At 42.7% G+C, this 15399-nt stretch carries 12 protein-coding genes and 1 tRNA gene; 12 read left to right on the forward strand and 1 reads right to left on the reverse strand.

Annotated elements, in window-relative coordinates; genetic code table 11:
• Nucleotide 1: 1 nt before the first annotated feature.
• The 9 genes from purD (at nt 2) to ACZ47Z_RS03495 (ending at nt 13260) form a co-directional block, all read left to right on the forward strand.
• Complete coding sequence (gene purD, locus ACZ47Z_RS03455) at nt 2–1273, forward strand: phosphoribosylamine--glycine ligase (RefSeq protein ID WP_054753318.1); 1272 nt, start codon at nt 2–4, stop codon at nt 1271–1273.
• 125 nt (nt 1274–1398) lie between these two features.
• Complete coding sequence (gene trxA, locus ACZ47Z_RS03460; RefSeq protein ID WP_083475116.1) at nt 1399–1782, forward strand: thioredoxin; 384 nt, start codon at nt 1399–1401, stop codon at nt 1780–1782.
• 134 nt (nt 1783–1916) lie between these two features.
• On the forward strand, nt 1917–5288 hold the full coding sequence (locus tag ACZ47Z_RS03465) for a PD-(D/E)XK nuclease family protein (RefSeq protein WP_464525884.1): 3372 nt from the start codon (nt 1917–1919) through the stop codon (nt 5286–5288).
• Nucleotides 5285–9004 (forward strand): helicase-exonuclease AddAB subunit AddA, encoded by a 3720-nt coding sequence (gene addA / locus ACZ47Z_RS03470; RefSeq protein WP_464525885.1) that lies wholly within the window; start codon nt 5285–5287, stop codon nt 9002–9004. Before ACZ47Z_RS03465 ends, addA begins: the two co-directional genes overlap by 4 nt.
• Nucleotides 9001–9261, forward strand: a complete 261-nt coding sequence (locus ACZ47Z_RS03475) for a DUF1294 domain-containing protein (RefSeq protein WP_117890743.1) — start codon at nt 9001–9003, stop codon at nt 9259–9261. Before addA ends, ACZ47Z_RS03475 begins: the two co-directional genes overlap by 4 nt.
• A gap of 223 nt (nt 9262–9484) precedes the next feature.
• Complete coding sequence (locus ACZ47Z_RS03480; protein ID WP_464525886.1) at nt 9485–10687, forward strand: LL-diaminopimelate aminotransferase; 1203 nt, start codon at nt 9485–9487, stop codon at nt 10685–10687.
• Between the two features lie 361 nt (nt 10688–11048).
• Complete coding sequence (rpiB, locus tag ACZ47Z_RS03485; protein ID WP_054753322.1) at nt 11049–11492, forward strand: ribose 5-phosphate isomerase B; 444 nt, start codon at nt 11049–11051, stop codon at nt 11490–11492.
• A gap of 73 nt (nt 11493–11565) precedes the next feature.
• Entirely contained in the window at nt 11566–12624 is a 1059-nt protein-coding gene (locus tag ACZ47Z_RS03490; RefSeq protein WP_464525887.1) for a putative ABC transporter permease, read from the forward strand.
• Entirely contained in the window at nt 12625–13260 is a 636-nt protein-coding gene (locus ACZ47Z_RS03495; protein ID WP_020435858.1) for an endonuclease III domain-containing protein, read from the forward strand. It abuts the gene before it with no gap.
• A gap of 93 nt (nt 13261–13353) precedes the next feature.
• On the opposite strand, the gene ACZ47Z_RS03500 is transcribed toward ACZ47Z_RS03495, so the two are convergent.
• The gene (locus tag ACZ47Z_RS03500; protein WP_054753326.1) at nt 13354–13704 is read right to left on the reverse strand and encodes a DUF6465 family protein; all 351 of its coding nucleotides are present in this window, start codon (nt 13702–13704) and stop codon (nt 13354–13356) included.
• A gap of 389 nt (nt 13705–14093) precedes the next feature.
• Here ACZ47Z_RS03500 and ACZ47Z_RS03505 point away from each other — a divergent pair, with 389 nt between their 5' ends.
• The 3 genes from ACZ47Z_RS03505 (at nt 14094) to ACZ47Z_RS03515 (ending at nt 15327) form a co-directional block, all read left to right on the forward strand.
• Nucleotides 14094–14330: a hypothetical protein gene (locus ACZ47Z_RS03505; protein ID WP_020435856.1), complete on the forward strand. Its 237-nt coding sequence runs from the start codon at nt 14094–14096 to the stop codon at nt 14328–14330.
• An 86-nt stretch (nt 14331–14416) separates the two neighbouring features.
• Nucleotides 14417–14487, forward strand: a tRNA-Gly gene (locus tag ACZ47Z_RS03510).
• 246 nt (nt 14488–14733) lie between these two features.
• A complete protein-coding gene (locus tag ACZ47Z_RS03515) occupies nt 14734–15327 on the forward strand; it encodes a xanthine phosphoribosyltransferase (protein ID WP_015527944.1) in 594 nt (197 codons plus the stop codon).
• Nucleotides 15328–15399 lie beyond the last annotated feature (72 nt).

Below are 15399 nucleotides of genomic sequence, written 5' to 3' on the forward strand. Positions count from 1 at the left end.
TATGAACGTATTGATCGTAGGAAGCGGCGGAAGAGAGCATGCAATCGCAGCAAGCGTGGCAAAGAGCCCAAGAGCAGACAAAATCTTTTGTGCTCCGGGAAACGCCGGAATCGCTGAGTATGCGCAGTGTGTACCGATCGGCGCTATGGAATTTGATAAATTAAGAGATTTCGCAAAAGAGAATGCAATTGATCTTTGTATCGTAGGAATGGATGATCCGCTGGTAGGCGGTCTTGTAGATGTTCTTGAAGAAGCAGGAATCCGCACATTTGGACCGAAGAAGAATGCAGCGATTCTTGAGGGATCTAAAGCATTTTCCAAAGACCTGATGAAGAAATATAACATTCCGACAGCAGCTTATGAGAATTTTACAGATCCAAAAGCAGCAGTTGCTTATCTTGAGACAGCGAAGTTCCCGATTGTTTTGAAAGCAGACGGACTTGCACTCGGAAAAGGTGTTCTGATCTGTAAGGATTTGGAAGAAGCAAAAGCAGGCGTGAAGGAGATCATGCTGGACAAGAAGTTTGGTACAGCCGGAAATGAGATGGTCATTGAGGAATTTATGACAGGTCGCGAGGTTTCCGTACTTTCTTTTGTTGATGGAAAGACAATCAAGACAATGACAAGTGCGCAGGATCATAAGCGTGCCGGAGACGGAGATACAGGACTTAATACAGGCGGTATGGGAACATTTTCTCCAAGCCCGTTCTATACAAAAGAAGTAGAAGAATTCTGTGAGAAACATGTTTACCAGGCAACGGTAGACGCAATGGCAGCAGAAGGACGTCCGTTCAAGGGAGTTATTTTCTTTGGATTGATGCTGACAGAAGACGGACCGAAGGTTCTTGAATACAACGCTCGTTTCGGAGATCCGGAAGCTCAGGTTGTACTTCCTCGTATGAAGAATGATATCCTTGAAGTTATGGAAGCATGTATCGACGGAACACTGGATCAGGTTGATCTTCAGTTTGAAGACAATGCAGCAGTCTGTGTCGTACTCGCATCCGAAGGATATCCGGTAAGCTACGAGAAAGGCTTCCCAATCACAGGACTGGAAGAGTTCAAGAAGCACGAAGGATATTACTGCTTCCATGCAGGAACAAAATTCGACGGAGATCAGATCGTGACAAACGGCGGACGTGTTCTTGGCGTGACAGCGAAGGGAAAAGATCTGAAAGAAGCCCGTGCGAATGCATATGCAGCAACAGAGTGGGTAAACTTCAAGAATAAATATATGAGACGTGATATCGGTAAGGCAATCGATGAAGCGTAAATAAAGGGTCACAGACCTGGGTGGAATAAGATAAAACGATATAAGAAGTAATGAATGAAACCGGCAGGGAGGAGAAATCAAAACTGTCGGTTTCTTTGTGATTTTATCACAGAAAAATAAAAAATATGTGCTATACTAAGATTGTAACAAAGAAAAATAAAAAATACAAAAGATATAACATTTATAAGGAGGATATAAAGATGGCAGTAGTAAAACTTACAACAGAAAACTTTGACCAGGAAGTGATTCAGGCGCAGCAGCCGGTACTCGTTGATTTCTATGCAGACTGGTGCGGGCCGTGTAAAATGATGGCGCCGATCGTAGAAGCTCTTTCAGAAGAACTCAGTGATGTAAAGGTATGCCACATCAACATCGATGAGAATATCGACATTGCACAGAAATACAGGGTGATGAGCATTCCGACTTTCATCGCATTTAAAGGTGGTGAAGAGAGCGGAAGACAGATCGGTGCGATTCCTAAGACAGCACTGGTTGACCTTGTGAAATAAATTTGCGATAATAGAAGAAAGGAAAAACCCAGACGGGCTGCCGGGCACAGAGAAGGCTGAGAGATATGGCTCATTCCTGTGAACGACAGCCTGTCTTTTGCTTAGATATTAAGAAGAAAGGCGGGAGTCAGAGCATGTCATTGCAGTTTATTTTCGGGAATTCCGGAAGCGGAAAGTCCCATTATTTATATCAGCAGATTGTTGAGGAGTCAATCCGTCATCCGGAGAAGAATTATCTTGTTCTGGTTCCGGAGCAGTTTACAATGCAGACGCAGAAGGACCTGTGTATGGCACATCCGCGTGGCGGTATTATGAATATTGATGTCTTAAGTTTTGGACGTCTGGCTCACCGTGTTTTTGAAGAGACAGGAAAGGAAAGACAGCCGATCCTTGATGATGAGGGTAAGAATCTGGTGCTCCGTAAGATTGCAGGAAATTACGAAGATGAACTGACCGTTCTTAAGGGAAATCTTAAGAAGCAGGGATATATCAGCGAAGTGAAGTCCGTGATATCAGAATTCACACAGTATGGAATTGATTTTGAACAGCTTGATTCTTTCATGGAAGGACTGAATCCGGAAAGTTATCTGTATTATAAGTTAAAGGATATCCGTAAAGTATATGAAGGATTTGAGGATTATCTGCGTGATAAATATATCACAAAAGAAGAATTACTTGATGTGTTGAGTCAGACTGTATCGGAAGCGAAAATGCTTAAAGACAGTGTGATCGCAATGGATGGATTTACCGGATTTACACCGGTGCAGAACCGGCTGATCGGGGAACTTCTGAAAGTGTGCGATAAGATTATGTTGACAGTTGAGATCGATCGGAGGGAAGATCCGTTTGTCTATAAGCATCCGTATCAGCTCTTTGCGTTGAGTAAGCAGATGGTTGCTTCACTGACGGAAGTGGCGCAGGAAGTGAGAGTGGAGATTGATGAGCCGGTCTGGTTATGCAAGAATCCGTCGCATCGGTTCAAAGAGAATCCGGAGATGGCGTTTTTGGAAGAGGAACTATTTCGTTATTCCAGAAGAAAATACAGTGGAGAGAAGATGCGGTCAATTTCTCTTCATGAAGTTCATACACCACAGGAAGAGGCACAGTATGTGGCAGAGGAGATCCGGCGTCTGGTGAGAGAAGAAGGGTACAGATATCGGGAAATCGCAGTGATTGCTTCGGATCTGAGTACTTATGCAGATGCTTTGGAAAAAGCATGTGATCGATATGAAATCCCGGTCTTTATGGATCATAAGAAAAGTATTTTATTAAATTCTTTTGTAGAGTATTTAAGAAGCTTGCTGGTGATGGTAGAACAGAACTATACTTACGAAAGCGTTTTTCGTTATCTGCGGACCAGACTGTGTGGGTTCACAAGAGATGAAGTAGACCGTCTGGAAAATTACTGTCTTGCGCTGGATCTGAAAGGATTCAAGAAATGGGATCAGGTCTGGGCGAGAAAGACACCGATGACGACAAAGGAAGAACTGGAAGAACTGAACCATCTGCGCATGCGCTTTTTGGAAAAACTGACACCGTTGCATACAGTTCTGAAGAAGAGAAAAAAGACGGTAAAAGAGATCACACTTGCAGTTTATGAATATCTGGTTCAGGAGAAGATCCAGGAGCAGCTTGCAGAATTGGAGCAGAAATTCCAGGAAGATGGAGAACTGGCACTGGCGAAGGAATATGCACAGATTTATCGTATTGTTCTGGAATTATTCGATAAATTCGTTGAACTTCTGGGGGAGGAAGAGATTCCTTTGACGGAATACTGTGAACTTTTAGATGCAGGACTTGAAGAGGCGAAAGTAGGTGTGATCCCTCCAAGTCTGGATCAGGTTGTGATCGGAGATATGGAGAGAACACGTATCAAAAATATCCGCGCATTATTTTTTGTCGGAGCAAATGATACGCTTCTTCCAGGAAATGCAGGGGCAAGAGGTCTGCTTTCCGAGCGAGACAGAAAACAGTTCCAGGAGAAGAAAATGAATCTTTCTCCCGGACCAAAAGAGAAATTATATATTCAGAAATTTTATCTCTATATGAATCTGACGAAACCGTCAGAACTTCTGTATCTGTCCTGGGCAAAAGTATCCGGGGAAGGAAAAGCACTTCGTCCAGCGTATCTGATCCAGGATCTGATGCGTCTGTTCCCGGTACTTGTTCCGGTAGAGGAAGACAGAAAGGGACTGCTTGATCATGAGATGATGAGAAAGAGCGGACTCTTGCAGATTGCAGAAGGTTTAAGAGAGAGGGAGCATGGACTGGATGATTCCTGGAAAGAACTGTACAGATGGTTTGTAAAGGATGAACAGAGTCAGGAAACTCTGAAGCAGATGATAGAAGCCGGTTTCTACCGGAAGGATGAGCCGAGCCTTGGAAGTAGAGTAGCAAAAGAACTCTTCCTGGATCCAAAGCGTGTCAGCGTAACAAGACTGGAACGTTTTGCTTCCTGTGCATATGCACATTTCCTGAATTACGGACTCCGTCTGTCAGAACGGGAGAAATATGGGTTCGAAGCAATGGATCTGGGAAACATTGCACATCAGGCACTGGAGCGATTTGCACACAAGGTAGAAGAGGAAGGTCTGGACTGGGTTACAATGCCGGAAGAGAAGCGGGAGCAGCTGATTGATGAAAGTGTGGAAGAAAGTATTCTGGATTATGGAAATACAGTTCTATTTTCATCTGCACGTAATGAGTATATGATCCACAGAATCAAGCAATTGATCAACCGGTCCGTCTGGGCACTGACACAGCAGATGGCGGCAGGCGATTTTGTGCCGAGCGGGTGTGAATTTAAGTTCGGAAGCGGAAAGATTGACAGAATTGATACATGTGAAGATGAAAATGCGGTCTATGTGAAGGTAACAGATTATAAAACTGGAAGGAAAGCATTTGATATCACAGCATTCTATCACGGTTTGCAGATGCAGCTTCCGGTTTATCTGAATGCGGCACTGGAGATCGAACGGCAGAAACATCCGGAGAAAGAAGTACTTCCGGCCGGTATTTTTTATTACAGGATCCAGGATCCGATTGTGAAGAAAGAAGAGACAAAAGCGGAAGTTGAGCAAAGTATTCTAAAAGAGCTGAAGCTGGATGGACTGATCAATGCAGATGAAAATGTAGTTGAGCATCTGGAGCGGAATCTGAGTGGAACTTCAACATTCTATCCGCTGCGGATGAATAAGAACAGAACGCTCGGTTCGGCATCAAAAGCTTTATCAAAGGAGAACTTTGATACGGTTCTTGCGTACACGAAAGAGAAAGAAAAAGAGCTGAAGGACGTGATGTATCAGGGAGAGGTTGCGGCACTTCCGTATGTACTTGATGAGATGACAGGCTGCGATTACTGTGGGTGCAGGGATATCTGCGGATTTGACCAGAGAATTGAAGGCTGTGAGTACAGAAGATTAAGAAAATATACCTTGGAAGAAGCGTTGATTTCTATGAAAGAGCGTCTTGGTATTTTGGAAGAGAAAGGGGAGGCAGGAGAATGAGCGTAAAATGGACAGAAGAACAACAGAAAGTAATCGACTTGCGTGACCGCAACATTCTCGTATCTGCAGCAGCAGGTTCCGGAAAGACAGCGGTACTTGTTGAACGGATTATTTCCAGGATAACAGATGAAAATGATCCCGCGGATGTAGACCGTCTCCTGGTTGTGACTTATACGGAAGCAGCGGCGGCAGAGATGAAAGAACGAATCGGTGCAGCAATTGAAAAGAAGCTGGAAGAACAGCCGGGAAATGTGAATCTGGAGCAGCAGTCCACATTGATCCACAATGCGTCAATCATGACAATCCACAGTTTCTGCCTGTCGGTGATCCGGGATCATTTTCATGTGATTGGAATTGATCCGGCCTTTCGCATTGCAGAAGAAGGAGAATTGCGTCTTCTGATGCAGGATGTCTTAGAAGAGCTGATCGAGAATTTCTATGCAGAGGGATCCGAGGCATTTTTAAACTTTGTTGACCAGTATGGAACAGGAAGAAATGATCAGAAGATCGAGGAACTTATCCTCCAGCTTTATGAATATTCCAGAAGTTATCCACAGCCGGAAAAGTGGTTGAAGGAATGTGTGGATAATTATGAGATCAATCCGGAGAAGATGGAAGAAGCAGATGTTGTGCAGGAGGCAAAGGCAAGAGTAAGGCAGAATCTCACAGATGTGAAAGGGTTTGTTCAACAGGCAATAGAAGTATGCGAACTTCCGGTCGGTCCGTATATGTATGGTGAAATGTTAGATTCTGATCTGGTACAGATTGAGCAATTGGAAAAAGCAGAGACATTTTGTCAGCAAGAGCAGATCGTCAGTGATTTTACATGGAAACGTTTGTCAGGAAAGAAAGATCCGACAGTCGATCCGGAGCTGAAAGAGAAAGCGCAGGGGCTTAGAAAACAAGCCAAGAAACTGATAGAAGATCTGAAAGCAAACTATTTCTACGCGCCTGTTGATGAGTGGATCAGGGATATGCAAGAGGCACAGACAGCAATGAAGATGTTAGTTCTGCTGGTACAGGCTTTTGCAGAGGCATTTTCGGAGAAAAAGAGACAGAGAAATCTGTTGGACTTCAGTGATATGGAACAGTTTGCACTTCGGATTCTGACAGAAGAAAAGGAAGGAAAACTGGTTCCGTCAGCAGTGGCACAGGAGTATCAGGAACGCTTTGAAGAAGTTATGATCGATGAGTATCAGGATAGTAATCTTGTGCAGGAGACGATTCTTACAAGTGTATCAAGAGAGTCTGTCGGACAGAATAATCTCTTCATGGTCGGGGATGTAAAGCAGAGTATTTACCGATTTCGTCTGTCGCGCCCGGAGCTTTTTATGGGAAAGTATAACAGCTACAGTACGCAGGAGAGTAGCAGGCAGAGAATTGATCTTGACAGGAACTTCCGAAGCAGAGGAGAAGTACTTGACAGTACAAATTATATTTTCAGGAAACTGATGCGGAAGGAATTCGGGGAAATCATTTATGATGATAAGGCGGCACTGCATTTGGGAGCCTCTTTTCCTGAATTACCGGATGAAAATGTGTTTACGGATCAGACGGAACTGCTTCTTTACGATCAGACGGGGCTTCGGAGTAGTGAAGCGAGAGAAGAAGAGGCACGGATGATCGCACAGAGAATGAAAGAACTTCTAAACACGGGTGTTGTGCTTGATAAGAAGACTGGAGAATACCGCCCGGTTCATTATCGGGATATGGTGATTCTGACGAGAAGTTTACAGGGGTGGGCAGAAGTTTTTGCGTCCATACTGGCCGAGGAGGGAATTCCGGCATACTCTGTGAGCAGAGAAGGATATTTCGAGACGTATGAGGTCAGTGTTCTTCTGGATTATCTGAAAGTTCTTGATAATGCAAGACAGGATCTGCCATTGACAGCAGTTTTGACTTCACCGTTTGCCGGTCTGACGGCAGCAGAGTTGTCAGTGATCCGTCTTGCATATCCGAATCAATTGTTTTACGAGGCAGTGGAAGGATTTTGCAGTCTGAGTCCGGAAGAAATTCCGGAAACTGTGGACAAAAAGCAGGCAATACAGGTACAGGGGAAATTGAGGAAGTTTTTCGAGGTATTGGATCATTTCAGGGAAATTCTTCCGTATACGGCAATCCATGACCTTCTTGCGGAAATAATTGATAAAACCGGCTATGGGTTATTTATCAGTGCGATGCCGGGGGGCGCACAGAGACAGGCTAATGTAGAAATGCTTGTTGAGAAAGCAAGAGCATTTGAAGGGACGAGTTATAAAGGTCTGTTTAATTTCGTACGCTATATCGAGCAACTGAAAAAATATGATGTTGATTATGGCGAAGCAAGTATCATAGACGAACAGGATGACACAGTCCGTATTATGAGTATTCATAAAAGTAAAGGTCTGGAGTTTCCAATCGTTTTTGTAGCCGGAACAGGAAAGCAATTCAATACACAGGATCTGAAAGGAAGTATTGTGATCCATCCGAGAAACGGAGTTGGAATTGACGTTGTAGATCTTGAGATGAGGACAAAGGTACCGACCTTTTTGAAGAAAATGATCCAGGAGAAGACAAAGCTTGAGAATCTTGCAGAAGAACTCCGTGTGCTTTATGTAGCGATGACAAGAGCGAAAGAAAAGCTGATTCTGACAGGCAGTCTGAAAATAGGAGAAGACGGCCTGGAACCATATGTGAATCATATGACAGACAGGGAATCCCCATTGAGCCTTTATCAGTTAGAAGGCGCAAACCGTTATCTGGACTGGATTCTTCCGGCACTTCTTCAGGAAGAAGATCTCAAAAGAGAAGCTGATTTATGTGGAATTCTCAAAACAGAAAGTGAAGAGGTGCAGCAATTGCCGATTAAAGTCCGGATTTTTGATGCAGGAGAGATGGATTTTACAGAAGATGCACAGCGACAGGCAGAAGTGATCGCAAGAGAAGTGCTTGAACACTGGGATACAACGAAGGTTTATCTTCCGGGAGCGGAAGAAAAGTTGGAACAGCAGATGAATTTCCTGTATCCATATAAAGAAGAAGGAAAAATGAAGCTGAAATTTACAGTTTCAGAGTTGAAGAAGCGTGAGTCTTTGCAGGAAGAAGCAGGAGAAGAATTGATTCAGGAGCCGGAGATTGTGCCACTGCTTCCGCATTTCATGGAAGAACAGAAAGAAGGACTGACAGGAGCTTCAAGGGGAAGTGCTTATCATAAATTTCTTGAGCTTCATGATTTTTCAAAAGAGTATACAGAGGAACTTCTGAAAGAAGAAATCGAACGGTTCTATCAGGCAGGGAGATTGTCAAAAGAGATGGCAGACTGTATCCGCACGAAAGATATTCTTGCGTTTTTAAATAGTGAGAGTGGAAGACGAATGATACAAACAGCAGGAAATGGAAAGCTTCGGAAGGAACAGCCATTTGTTCTCGGAGTAGCTGCATCAGAAATCTATCCGGAGATCTATCAGGACATTCAGAAGAGAAGTCAGGAAGCGGATGAAAATCGAAAGGAAGAGACCGTTCTCATCCAGGGAATTATTGATGTCTGGTTCGAGGAGGAAGACGGGATTGTACTACTGGACTATAAGACGGATAGAGTCAGAAATGCATCTCAATTGAAAGAAATGTACCATGCACAGCTTGATTACTATGCCCAGGCGTTGGAGCAACTGTTAGAGAAGCCGGTGAAGGAGAAGATCATCTATTCCTTTGCCTTGAAGGAGGAGATCATCTTATGAAATATTTCTGGTATTATCTGATATTTATCAATTTATTTGCATTTTGTACCTATGGGATTGATAAATGGAAAGCGAAGAAAGGCGCATGGAGGGTTCCGGAGAAAACGCTGTTAATCCTTGCACTGATCGGTGGAAGTGCAGGAGCAATCGCAGGTATGATGTGCTTCCGGCATAAGACACGGAAAGCAAAATTTATGATTACAGTGCCTGTGATCTTTGTTGTGGAGGTAATCTTGCTGATCATCTGGCTTTTGTAAGAAAGAAAAAAGAAAAATGTTCTTTATCGCATCATCAATTTGCACAGTTAAAGTGCTGAAATTATCATCAAAGAAACAAGATTTTACAAAATCTTGTTTCTTTTTTTCAACTTCTTTTCGAATGAAAAAAAATCTGTTAATATAACACATAGGAATACTAGAGTTATTGGTTGCAGAATACTGTGAATAGCATGAAAGCAGCTGGGAAAGGAGTTTGACAAAGATGCCAAAGTTAAATGAAAATTATCAGAATGTAAAAGACAGTTATCTTTTTGCAGAGATCGCAAGAAGAGTAAAAGTATATGAGGAAACACATCCGGAGAAAGCGGCGGATATTATCCGTCTCGGAATCGGTGATGTAACATTGCCATTGACAAAGAGTGTGATCGAGGCACTTCATGAAGCAGTAGATTCTCAGGCAGTATCTGAGACATTCAAAGGATACGGACCGGAGCAGGGATATGCATTTGCACAGGAAGCAATCGCAGATTATTACGCACGCAATGGCGTAGAGGTAAAAGCTACAGATATCTTTATTTCAGATGGCGCAAAGAGTGATACAGGAAATATTACAGAGCTTTTTGCAAAGGATAACGTGGTTCTCGTTCCGGATCCGGTTTACCCTGTTTATGTAGATACAAATACAATGGATGGAAAGAATATTATCTATATGAACGGAACAAAAGAAAACGATTTCCTTCCAATGCCGGATGAAAATGTAAAGGCAGATATCATTTACCTGTGTTCTCCGAACAACCCGACAGGAGCATGCTATAATAAAGAGCAGTTAGAGGCATGGGTTGCCTATGCATTGAAAAATGATGCGGTGATCCTGTATGATTCCGCATACGAAGCATTTATCACAGATCCTACACTTCCGAGAAGTATCTATGCGATCGAGGGGGCAAAGAAATGTGCGATCGAGTTCTGTTCCCTTTCTAAGACAGCAGGATTCACAGGTACACGTTTCTCTTACACAGTTGTTCCGGAAGAGCTTGTGTTCGAGACATCAAATGGCGGAACATTGAGCCTGCACAACATGTGGAACAGAAGACAGTGTACAAAGTTCAACGGAACACCGTATATCATCCAGTATGCGGGAGCTAAGGTATTCACAGAAGAGGGCATGAAAGAGTGTCAGGAGAATATTGGATATTACCGTGAAAATGCACATATGATCGCTGAAACACTTGAGAAGAAAGGAATCTCATTTACAGGCGGCGTGAACTCACCATACATTTGGTTCGAGTGCCCGAAGGGAATGGAGTCTTGGGAGTTCTTTGATTATCTTCTTGAAAATGCACAGATTGTCGGAACACCGGGAGCAGGATTCGGAGAAAATGGAAAGAATTATTTCCGTCTGACATCCTTTGGAAAACATGAGAAGACAAAAGAAGCAATGGAGCGTTTCAATTCATTATTCTAAGATATAAAGTGAACGGATTACGTGCATAACAGAAGAAAGTTATCATAGTGGCGGTTTACAGAAGGAAAAAGGGAAGCTGTTCGAGCTTCTCTTTTTATCGTCAGGCAAAGCGGGAATTATGAACGGCAACATTTTGTATTACATTAGAAACAAATCCGGTGTGAGTTTACAAGACCGTACAAGTTTGGTATGATAAAGACGGTATATCAGATGTGAGATAAACTCCCATCTGACATAGCCTCTGGCAGGATTGCGGAGGTGCGCAGGAGAAATATGTCCTGCATTCGCATGATGCACACCTCGCAGCAAGAATGCTGAGGCATTCTTGATATTTGAAATTTAGAAAGGATGGAACGTTAAAATGAAAATTGGTATTGGTAACGATCACTCTGCACTGGAGCTGAAAGCAGAAATCGTAGAATTTCTGAAAGAGAAAGGTCATGAGGTTGTAGATTATGGAACCTATACATCCGAAAGTTGTGACTATCCGGTATATGGAGAGAGAGTGGCCCGTGCAGTTGTAGCAGGAGAAGTAGAGAAGGGAATCCTGATCTGCGGAACAGGACTTGGAATCTCTCTCGCAGCGAATAAAGTAAAAGGAATTCGCGCATGTGTCTGCAGCGAGCCATTTACAGCGAAGATGTCAAGAGCACATAATGACTGTAATATACTTGCATTTGGAGCTCGTGTAGTAGGTGGAGAACTTGCAAAGATGATCGTTGATACATGGATCAATACAAAATTCGAAGGCGGCCGTCATCAGCGCAGGGTAGATCTGCTGATGGAGATCGAGGAGAGAAACTAAAAGATTTCAAGAAAGAGACTTCTGCGTTACATTTTATCAGAGCGCGGAAGTCTTTTAAAAAAGGGGAAGAAAAATGCAGGAATACGATTTATCACAATGGGTTTTATTCTTTTTTCTCTACAGTTTTCTGGGATGGATCTGGGAAAGTTGTTATGTTTCTGTCAGAAAGCACCGTTGGGTGAACCGTGGATTTATGCATGGTCCGATGCTTCCGCTCTATGGTTCCGGAGCAATGGTTGTTCTGATCGTGACGATTCCGGTCAGAGATAACATCCTGCTTGTCTTTCTTATGGGAATGATCGGTGCGACAATCCTGGAGTATTTTACAGGAATTACGATGGAGCGTCTGTTCCACGTAAGGTACTGGGATTATAGAAACCTGAAATTTAATGTCAGAGGATACATTTGTCCACTGGCAAGCTTGTGCTGGGGAGTATTCTCCATTCTTATGGTAAAGGTCGTACATATTCCATTTGAACATATGGTATTGTTGATTCCGGTTACAATAGCCGATATCCTTGCATTTGTTCTGACAATCGCAGCAGCAGTTGACTTCACACAGTCCTTCAACGAGGCTATGGATATGAAACGTATCCTTGTACAGCTTGAAGCCAGCAAAGAACAGATCCAGAAGATGCAGGAGCGCCTGAAAGATGCTTCTGAGGAAATGCAGGACAGACTGAAAGATGCATCAGAAGGTGTTCAGGAACGGCTGAAACGTGCATCTGAAGGGGTACAGGAGAGGCTTGAGGACAGCTATCTGTTGTATGAAGAGCGTAAAGAGATGAAAGCAGCGGAGAAGCAGACAAGAAAAGAATTGTATCTTGCGAAGATAGAAGAACAGCGTAGAGAACGAAAAGAACAGCTTACACAGCTTTCAGAGAAGGTTGAGGCACTGCTTCGTACTGTCCGACTGGAGAATGAAGCACAAGAGTCTGAATCGAAAGGAAACTGGAGAAAAGAACTTGCCCAGATGCGTTCCAATATATTAAGGGAGAGACAGAAATTAGGCTCACGTACAGACAGAAATTATGTAAATGCTATGAGACAGCTGAGAAGAAACCCTACAGCAGTATCAGACAAGTTCAAGAATGCGATGGAAGAATTAAAGAAAAATGCCGAGGTGAAATAAATGACAAAGAAACAGCGTGCGCTTGAAGTGATTGAAAGACTGAAGAAAGAGTATCCGGATGCAGGATGCACGCTTGATTATGATCAGGCATGGAAGCTGCTGGTCAGTGTAAGGCTGGCAGCACAGTGTACAGATGCAAGAGTAAATGTAGTCGTGGAAGGTCTTTATGAGAAATATCCAACAGTGGAAGCACTGGCAGAAGCTCCGGTGGAAGATATTGAAGCGATTGTACGTCCTTGTGGTCTTGGAAAGAGTAAGGCGAGAGATATCAGTGCCTGTATGAAGATGCTTCGGGATGAATATGGTGGAAAGGTTCCTGATGATTTTGATGCTTTGTTAAAACTTCCGGGAGTCGGAAGAAAGAGCGCGAATCTGATCATGGGAGATGTGTTTGGAAAGCCGGCAATTGTGACAGATACACATTGTATCCGCCTGACAAACCGAATCGGTCTGGTAGATGGAATCAAAGAGCCGAAGAAGGTGGAGATGGCATTGTGGAAGATTATCCCGCCAGAAGAAGGAAGTGACCTTTGCCACCGTCTTGTTTATCATGGAAGAGAGATATGTACTGCGAGAACGAAACCGTATTGCGACAGATGCTGTTTGGCAGATGTTTGTAAAAAGGTCGGAGTATAGTAAAAAGATCAGGGGATAACAGTCAAAATAAAAAGTCTGTGAAAAGAATCTTAAGAGTAGATAGATTCTTTCACAGACTTTCTTTCTATCAGTCTAAGCTAACTCAATAGCACCTGTTCCACCGGCACAAGCATAGTAAGCTTTTTTATCCTCAGGTTTTACATAGATCTTAAGGTCGGAGCTGTCCATACCTTCAGCTTTGCATTTATCAAGAATCTTCTCTGCAAGTACAGCAGCGTCATATTCGCCGTTCTGATACTGGATGAAAAGATCATATGCCGGAGCAGCATTTACTGGTGCAGTTGTTTCTGTTACAGTCACTTCCGGAACAGGTTCAGCTGCTGGTGCAGCTGTCTCTACTACAGGCTGAGCAGCTGGTGCTGTGGTAGTCGGATGTACCTCATTAAATCTTTTCTGTTTTTTCTTATCTGTTCTCTTGCTCATGGATGTTACCTCTTTTCTCTAATCTGAAAACCGAAGTCCGGGATGTCTGTCCTTGCTGGTTGAAATAATTTAGTAAAAAGGGGGACATCGGTCACTTTTCCTATTATATAACGAAGTGGAAAATAAGTCAAAAAAGTTGTATTTTTTATCAGATTCGTATATTATGATGTAAGTGTCAAAAGTATAAATTGCGTTTGTGCTTGCACAAATAAGCAATTTATACTTATTGACACGCCGAACACCGAAAACGGAATAAAATGGTGTGAATACGCCATTTTATGGGAGTTTGAGGTGTTCGAGGATTGCGGGAATTGCATAGCAATGGAGCAATCCGTAGGTATCATAATAAAAATAAGGTAAAAGTCGTCAGGGCAGAAAGGAAAGTTAATATGAATTTTTCACAGCTTGGAAAGATACAGGAATTAAAAGGACATATGGATACATTTCGCAGAAATCATCCGAAGTTTCCAATGTTCTTAGGAGCAGTAGCTCAGAATGCAGTTGAGGAAGGCACAATCATCGAGATCAATGTGACAGCACCGAACGGAGCTCATTACGAGACAAATCTGAAGCTTCGTGCAGAAGATCTGGAATTTATCCGTGCACTGCAGGAGATGGGAAAATAAAAAATATAAGAAAATTTAAAAAAGTACTTGCATATTTAAAAAGAGTATGATAAGATACTACTCGTGTCAGAGATAAGACACGAAATGCGGGTGTAGTTCAATGGTAGAACACCAGCCTTCCAAGCTGGATACGTGGGTTCGATTCCCATCACCCGCTTTTTTGTTGCCCTGATTTTGGAGGGCAGAATCAAAGTTGTACAGAAATAGCGCGAAGCATTTTCCATAGATTCGGTTTTGATAAACCGGATAAGGAAAGTGCTTTTTTTCAATTATTTTTGTACTATTTTTTCGTCCTGTTAACGTTGTTTCTTATATGGAGTTGTGCTATACTTTAAGAAATATTTTTGGGGTTACACTGAGCAGTAACACATTTTGGGGAAATTACAGAGGAAGAGGTAGAAAGATGAATTTTTTGGAAGAAAGAATTGTAAAAGACGGTATTGTAAAAGAGGGCAATGTTCTCAAGGTTGACAGTTTCCTGAATCATCAGATGGACATTAAACTTTTGAATCAGATGGGTGCAGAATTCAAGAAGAGATTTGCTGACAAGAACATCAATAAGATTCTTACTATAGAAGCTTCCGGTATAGGAATTGCCTGTATCGTAGCAGAACACTTTGATGTACCGGTCGTATTTGCAAAGAAGTCTCAGAGTATCAATTTAGACGGCGAGATGTATGTAGCAGAAGTTGAATCTTTCACACATAAGTGTAAGAATAATGTGATCGTTTCACAGAAGTTCCTTTCAGAGGATGATCATGTACTTATTATTGATGATTTTCTTGCGAACGGATGTGCACTGCAGGGACTGATTCAGATCGTTCAGTCTTCAGGAGCTACAGTAGAAGGTATCGGAATTGCAATTGAGAAAGGATTCCAGTCAGGCGGAAGAATCATCCGTAATCTTGGATTCCAGCTGGAGTCACTGGCGATTGTGGACGGAATGGACGCTTCTACGGGTCAGATTTTCTTCAGAGAGCAGAATGCAGAGAACTAAAAGACCAATATTTTAAAAAAAGCTATAGTAAGCTTAAGAAAATCTTTTGAAACATATAAAAGCCTCCTTTAG

The sequence above is a fragment of the Mediterraneibacter faecis genome, assembly GCF_055383675.1.

Excerpts from the sequence above, each read along its gene's own strand:
- purD (WP_054753318.1), top strand. The coding sequence starts at position 2 with ATGAACGTATTGATCGTAGGAAGCGGCGGAAGAGAGCATGCAATCGCA.
- trxA (WP_083475116.1), top strand. The coding sequence starts at position 1,399 with ATGTGCTATACTAAGATTGTAACAAAGAAAAATAAAAAATACAAAAGA.
- ACZ47Z_RS03465 (WP_464525884.1), top strand. The coding sequence starts at position 1,917 with ATGTCATTGCAGTTTATTTTCGGGAATTCCGGAAGCGGAAAGTCCCAT.
- addA (WP_464525885.1), top strand. The coding sequence starts at position 5,285 with ATGAGCGTAAAATGGACAGAAGAACAACAGAAAGTAATCGACTTGCGT.
- ACZ47Z_RS03475 (WP_117890743.1), top strand. The coding sequence starts at position 9,001 with ATGAAATATTTCTGGTATTATCTGATATTTATCAATTTATTTGCATTT.
- ACZ47Z_RS03480 (WP_464525886.1), top strand. The coding sequence starts at position 9,485 with ATGCCAAAGTTAAATGAAAATTATCAGAATGTAAAAGACAGTTATCTT.
- rpiB (WP_054753322.1), top strand. The coding sequence starts at position 11,049 with ATGAAAATTGGTATTGGTAACGATCACTCTGCACTGGAGCTGAAAGCA.
- ACZ47Z_RS03490 (WP_464525887.1), top strand. The coding sequence starts at position 11,566 with ATGCAGGAATACGATTTATCACAATGGGTTTTATTCTTTTTTCTCTAC.
- ACZ47Z_RS03495 (WP_020435858.1), top strand. The coding sequence starts at position 12,625 with ATGACAAAGAAACAGCGTGCGCTTGAAGTGATTGAAAGACTGAAGAAA.
- ACZ47Z_RS03500 (WP_054753326.1), bottom strand. The coding sequence starts at position 13,704 with ATGAGCAAGAGAACAGATAAGAAAAAACAGAAAAGATTTAATGAGGTA.
- ACZ47Z_RS03505 (WP_020435856.1), top strand. The coding sequence starts at position 14,094 with ATGAATTTTTCACAGCTTGGAAAGATACAGGAATTAAAAGGACATATG.
- ACZ47Z_RS03515 (WP_015527944.1), top strand. The coding sequence starts at position 14,734 with ATGAATTTTTTGGAAGAAAGAATTGTAAAAGACGGTATTGTAAAAGAG.